This window comes from Acidovorax sp. (assembly GCF_016783915.1).
GTDB lineage: Bacteria > Pseudomonadota > Gammaproteobacteria > Burkholderiales > Burkholderiaceae_C > Acidovorax.
Map to the genome: position 1 here is coordinate 1 of NZ_JADHVT010000215.1, position 5898 is coordinate 5898.

4 protein-coding genes and 2 pseudogenes are annotated in these 5898 nt (G+C 66.1%); 3 read left to right on the forward strand and 3 right to left on the reverse strand.

What is annotated here, in order from left to right; all coding sequences use genetic code 11:
* Both ISS20_RS22965 and ISS20_RS22970 read right to left on the reverse strand, forming a co-directional pair.
* A partial coding sequence (locus ISS20_RS22965) for a CaiB/BaiF CoA-transferase family protein (protein WP_291439883.1) occupies positions 1 to 1211 on the reverse strand: 1211 nt, incomplete at its 3' end.
* Between the two features lie 109 nt (positions 1212 to 1320).
* Entirely contained in the window at positions 1321 to 2517 is a 1197-nt protein-coding gene (locus ISS20_RS22970) for an acyl-CoA dehydrogenase (RefSeq protein WP_291439885.1), read from the reverse strand.
* Positions 2518 to 2693: 176 nt separating this feature from the next.
* On the opposite strand from ISS20_RS22970, the gene ISS20_RS22975 reads away from it, so the two are divergent.
* The 3 genes and pseudogenes from ISS20_RS22975 (at position 2694) to ISS20_RS22985 (ending at position 4993) form a co-directional block, all read left to right on the forward strand.
* Positions 2694 to 3638: a LysR family transcriptional regulator gene (locus ISS20_RS22975; RefSeq protein ID WP_291439887.1), complete on the forward strand. Its 945-nt coding sequence runs from the start codon at positions 2694 to 2696 to the stop codon at positions 3636 to 3638.
* An 87-nt stretch (positions 3639 to 3725) separates the two neighbouring features.
* Positions 3726 to 3940, forward strand: a pseudogene (locus ISS20_RS22980) (hypothetical protein).
* Positions 3941 to 4114: 174 nt separating this feature from the next.
* Positions 4115 to 4993 carry a DUF6279 family lipoprotein gene (locus tag ISS20_RS22985; RefSeq protein ID WP_291439889.1) on the forward strand — a complete coding sequence of 293 codons (879 nt, stop codon included), beginning with the start codon at positions 4115 to 4117 and terminating at the stop codon, positions 4991 to 4993.
* Between the two features lie 396 nt (positions 4994 to 5389).
* Here ISS20_RS22985 and ISS20_RS22990 read toward each other — a convergent pair.
* Positions 5390 to 5898, reverse strand: a pseudogene (locus tag ISS20_RS22990) (integrase); the annotation flags it as partial.

A 5898-nucleotide genomic window follows, 5' to 3' on the forward strand; every position in this document is an offset into this window, starting at 1 on the left:
ACTTCGTCGGTGTGCTGGCCCAGTGCAGGCGGGGCGTTGCGCAGCAGCGGTGGCGTGGCCGACAGGCGCAGAGGGCTGGCCACGCCGGTGATCTGCTGTACGTTGTCGGTGGCGGCCTCGCCGTCCTTCCAGCGCGGCAGCGTCACGGCCAGGCCACGGGCCTGCACCTGCGCGTCGTCAAACGCCTGGGCGATGGTGTTGATGGGGCCGCAGGGCACGGCCTTGTCTTCCAGCAGCGTGATCCAGTCGGCCGTGGTGCGGGTGCGCGTCACGGCTTCCATGGCGGGGATCAGCGCGGTGCGGTTTTGCACGCGCAGCGTGTTGGTGGCAAAGCGCGGGTCGCTGGCCCACTGGGGCTGTTCGGCGGCGGCGCAAAAGCGCTGGAACTGCCCGTCGTTGCCGATGGCCAGCAGCATGTTGCCGTCCTGCGTGGGGAAGTCCTGGTACGGCGCCAGGCTGGGGTGGCTGTTGCCCATGCGGCCGGGCGCCTTGCCGGTGGCGAGGAACCCCGAGGCCTGGTTGGCCAGCACGGCCATGCCCACGTCCAGCAGCGCCATGTCGATGTGCTGGCCCTGGCCGGTGCCACTGGTGGCGTTATCGCGCACGTGCAGCGCGGCCAGGATGGCGTTGCTGGCATACAGGCCGGTGAACAGGTCGATCACGGCCACGCCCACGCGCATGGGGCCACCGCCGGGCTGGCTGTCGGCCTGGCCGGTGATGCTCATCAGGCCCGTCATGGCCTGCACCATCAGGTCGTAGCCCGCGCGCTCGGCATACGGGCCGTCTTGGCCGAAGCCGGTGACGGAGCAGTAGATGAGGCGCGGGTTGAGTGCGCGCAGGCTCTCGTGGTCCAGGCCGTATTGCTTCAGGCCGCCGACCTTGAAATTCTCTACGACGATGTCGGCCTCTTGCGCCATCTGCCGGATGAGCGCCTGCCCGTCGGGCGAGGCCATGTCGATGGTGACGGAACGCTTGTTGCGGTTGCAGGCGGTGTAGTAGCTGGCCTGGTGGGTGTCGTTGCCCTCGGCGTCCTTCAGGAAGGGCGGGCCCCACTGGCGCGTGTCGTCGCCCACGCCGGGGCGCTCCACCTTGACCACGTCCGCGCCCAGGTCGGCCAGGATCTGCGTGCACCACGGCCCGGCCAGCACGCGGGAGAGGTCGAGCACCTTGATGCCTGCGAGGGCGCCGGGAGAGGTAGAGGGGGTGGTCATGGTGTGGTGTACTATGAAATTGATAGCTGTCGGCGCATGATTGACTAGCGCTACAAGGCAAAAACACCGCAAAGGCGGTGTTTTTGCCGGATGTGGGCGCGCAGCCCGCTCAGTTAGCGAATGCGGCGATGCCTGTCTGGGCGCGGCCCAGGATCAGCGCATGCACATCGTGTGTGCCTTCATACGTGTTCACCACTTCCAGGTTCACCAGGTGGCGGGCCACACCGAACTCGTCGCTGATGCCGTTGCCGCCCATCATGTCGCGCGCCAGGCGGGCGATGTCGAGGGCCTTGCCGCAGCTGTTGCGCTTGATGATGGAGGTGCCTTCCAGGCTGGCGGTGCCGGCGTCCTTCATGCGGCCAAACTGCATGCAGGCCTGCAGGCCGATGGCGATCTCGGTCTGCATGTCGGCCAGCTTCTTCTGGATCAGCTGGTTGGCAGCCAGGGGGCGGCCAAACTGCTTGCGGTCCAGCGTGTACTGGCGGGCGGTGTGCCAGCAGAACTCGGCCGCACCCAGCGCGCCCCAGGCAATGCCGTAGCGCGCGCTGTTCAGGCAGGTGAAGGGGCCCTTCAGGCCCTGCACTTCAGGAAACGCGTTTTCTTCGGGCACGAACACGTCGTCCATCACGATCTCGCCAGTGATGGAGGCGCGCAGCCCCACCTTGCCGTGGATGGCGGGGGCTGTCAGGCCCTTCATGCCCTTTTCCAGCACAAAGCCGCGAATCGGGCCCACGGCGCCGCCTTCGGAGACTTCCTTGGCCCAGACCACGAACACGTCAGCCACCGGGCTGTTGGTGATCCACATCTTGCTGCCCTTGAGCTTGTAGCCGCCATCGACCTTGTAGGCGCGCGTGGCCATGCTACCGGGGTCGGAGCCGTGGTCGGGCTCGGTCAGGCCAAAGCAGCCGATCCACTCGCCGCTGGCGAGCTTGGGCAGGTACTTCTGGCGCTGGGCTTCGCTGCCAAATTCATAAATCGGCACCATCACCAGCGACGACTGCACGCTGGCCATCGATCGGTAACCCGAGTCCACACGCTCCACCTCGCGGGCGATCAGGCCGTAGGCAACGTAGCTCAGGCCAGGGCCGCCGTATTGCTCAGGGATGGTGGGGCCCAGCAGGCCCACTTCGCCCATCTCGCGGAAGATGCTCACGTCCATCTTTTCGTGGCGGAAGGCGTCCAGCACGCGGGGTGCCAGCTTGTCCTGGCAATACGCAGCGGCGGCATCGCGGATGGCGCGCTCGTCGTCGGTCAGTTGCTGGCTCAGGAGGAAGGGGTCATCCCATTGAAAAGCGGCGTGGGCCATGTGTGTCTCCGGTCGAAAAGAAAAGGAAAGAAAAGGGTCTGGTGCACATCGTAGGTCTTGGGGTGACAGCCCGCAAGCGAGTTCTTTTCATCCAGACATGCGTTTATGGAATGTATGAAATACTGGCGACAAGCTACGCCAGGGCGTGGCTAACCACTTAAAAATTCCTCTTCATCATGCGCCGCAACATTCCATCGACCCAGGCCCTGGCCTGTTTTGAAGTGGCCGCCCGCCACGAGAGCTACACCCGCGCCGCGCAGGAGTTGTCGCTCACCCAAAGCGCCGTCTCGCGCCAGATCCAGGCGCTGGAGGAATTCCTTGGCGTGCAGCTGTTTCGCCGCACGCGCCACGGCGTGGTGCTGACGCCTGCGGGCGCGCACTATGGCCGCCAGGTGGCGCGCTGGCTGCAAGGGCTGGAGCGGGACACGCTGGATGTGATGGCGCACCAGGGCGAGGGCGGCACCCTCACGCTGGCGGCAGTGCCCACCTTTGCCACTCGCTGGCTCATCCCGCGCCTGCCGCAACTGGCGCAGGAGCATCCGGACATCGTGGTGCACATCGACACGCAAACGCGCCCGTTTCTGTTTGCCGACACCACCTTCGACGCCGCGCTGTACGCAGGCACGCCCGACCAGGTGGCCAACTGGCCCGGCGTGCAGGCGCAGCTGCTGATGCACGAAGACGTGGTGCCCGTGTGCAGCCCGCGCCTGCTCGAATCCGCCGCCCCCCGGGGCCGGGGCCGTGCCTACCAGCCTATCGCCGCAGAGGTGCTGGCCGACTTGCCCCTGCTGCAGCAAAGCACGCGGCCCTATGGCTGGCGGCAGTGGTTTGATGCCATGGGCGTCGATGCCCCGCACGCGCTCGATGGCCCGCGCTACGAGCTGTTCTCCATGCTGGCCGTAGCGGCCACGCATGGCATGGGCGTGGCGCTGATCCCGCCGCTGCTCATCGAGGCCGAGCTGGCCAGCGGCGAACTGGTGGTGGCCTGCAACCGCCCTCTGCGCGGCGAGCGCGCCTACTACCTCATCAGCCCTGCGCAGGCCCAGCCCCCGGTGCTGGCCACGTTTGCGCGCTGGCTGCAGCACATGGCCGAGGTGGGTAGCCCGCCGGTAGCGGGATGACGCGCTTGCGCCCACGGAGGCTGTGAACTAATCTGGCCGCGCGGAAGTCTGTCTTTCACTCAGCAACCTTGTTGGAGAGCGATCACCATGACCACCTACCACGCTCTGCATTTCGACCCCACCGTGGACGAGATCGAGACCCTCAAGCAACTGGAGATGGGCGAAGTCATCACGCTGCCCACGCGCTTAAGGACCATGTCTCCGGGCGCCTGCTGGAGTGGGGTTTCATCACCAAGGGGTCGGGTGGCGAGCTGGCCATCACCGCCAGTGGCCGTCAGTTGATCCGGCGACAGGACAACTGAGCCCGCGCGCTGGCCCAGCCTATTCTGAGCAACCCTTGCTGGGCAGGGCGCTGGGTTCGTGCGGTTGCGCCGCCTCAGCTAAATCCTGGTGTGCGGGCCGGGGTATCTGCGCTCCGTGGTCTGCGTGCACAGCGTTGGGCCTATCCTGCGCAATCCTTGTTGCCTGGAGCCGCCGTGCCCGTTTTGTCCCGCCTGCGCACAACACTGTGCATCGCCGCCCTGGCTGCGGCCGGTGTGCTGTTGGTGGGCTGCAGCACCGTGCGGCTGGCGTACAACCAGGTGCCCCACCTCGCCTACTGGCAGCTGAACCGCTACCTCGACCTGTCGGACGCACAGACCGAGCGCGTACGCGGCGACCTGGGTGACCTGCACCGCTGGCACCGGGACACCATGTTGCCCCAGCATGCCGAGCTGCTGCAAAGGGTGCAGCAGCAGTTGCCTGCCGCCATCACCTCCGAGCAGGCCTGCCGCATCTATGACGAGGCACGTACACAGCTGGACAAGGTGCTGGCCCAGGCCGAGCCCAAGGTGGTGTGGCTGGCCTCACAGCTGTCCGAGGCGCAGATCCGCAATCTGGAGCGCAAGCAGGCCGACAGCAACGCTGACTGGAAATCCGAATGGCTGGACCCGTCGCCCGGCAAGATGCGCGAGCGCCGCTTCAAGGACCTGTCCTCGCGGCTCGAAACCTTTTATGGCCCGCTGGACGAGCCGCAAAAGGCTGTGCTGCGCGCCTTCATCGCCCAGTCCGCCTTCGACCCGCTGCGCACCTACGCCGAGCGGGTGCGCAGGCAAAAGGACCTGGTGCAGGTGCTGCGCAGCGTCCAGGCCGACCGTGGCAACACCGCCCAGGCCCGTGTGCTGATGCTGGGTTTTCTGGACCGCGTGGTGACGTCCCCTGACACTGCCTACCAGCGCTACGCACAAGCCCTGGTGGTCGAAGGCTGCGAAGGGTTTTCGCGCCTGCACAACGCCATGACTCCCGCGCACCGGCTGCGCGCTGCGCAATCGCTCAAGGGCTATGAGCAGGATTTTTTATTGCTGGCCGCGCGCTGATGCTCAGCGCAACGTGTGGGGGCTGCGGACGCGGCGGTCAGCAGAACATCATCGCCAGCAGGGCTGCGTCCTCGGCCATGTTCTGCAAGGCATAGCCCGCAAGCCGGTAGGCAAGCACCGTGGCGTGTGCGATCAGGTCTTGGGCGGTCATGGGGAGGGTACGGTATGGCGCGTGCAGGTGTCTCATGGTCCTGCCCAGCAAAAAGGCCGATAGCTTGTGGAAGCTACCGGCCTTGTTGACTGTGGTGCCCGGGGCCGGAATCGAACCGGCACGCCTTGCGGCGGGGGATTTTGAGTCCCGTGTAGAAGTGAGCATCCATGCGGGTTTGCGGGCGATGTGTTCCGGGTTTTTGAGCCTATTTCCATACAGGAAAGATGGCAAAACCCGGAACGCATTCAGCCGGTCGGCTTTAGCTTGCGCACGCCTCCGTAGTGCCGCTCCGTCAGCCGCTTGTCCGAGTGCTGCAGCAGTTCGGCCGCCGCCTCCAGACTCCCGGCCTTTTGCGCCGCGCGCTTGCGCATGTCGCGGAGGTACAAAGCCTTGATGGCATCGGCCAACTCCGCGTCTTCCCGCTCTTCTGCCTTCTGCGCCGCAATGGCCCTGGCAGTGTCCCAGCCGTAGCGCAATGCCGCCTGGGTGACGGGGCGCCCATTGGGCAGGGACAACAGCATCAGGTGCGGGGCCCCGAGCGCCTTGCGCCGCTCCACCAGCCCGGGCAGAACCTGGGATAGATTCAAATCCCATTCGGCCTCCTTGCCGGTTTTGCTGGCCTCCAGGGTCAGCACCGCGCCGCGCGGCATCAGCACCGTGATGCAGTCGGTCAGGCGCATCCCGGTGACGGACCCCAGATCCATGCAGTCCTTGATGTGCTGCGAGGCCTCTGCATAGATGGCAGCAAACACCG

Coding starts and splice junctions, on each gene's coding strand:
- ISS20_RS22970 (WP_291439885.1), bottom strand. CDS start 2,517: ATGGCCCACGCCGCTTTTCAATGGGATGACCCCTTCCTCCTGAGCCAG.
- ISS20_RS22975 (WP_291439887.1), top strand. CDS start 2,694: ATGCGCCGCAACATTCCATCGACCCAGGCCCTGGCCTGTTTTGAAGTG.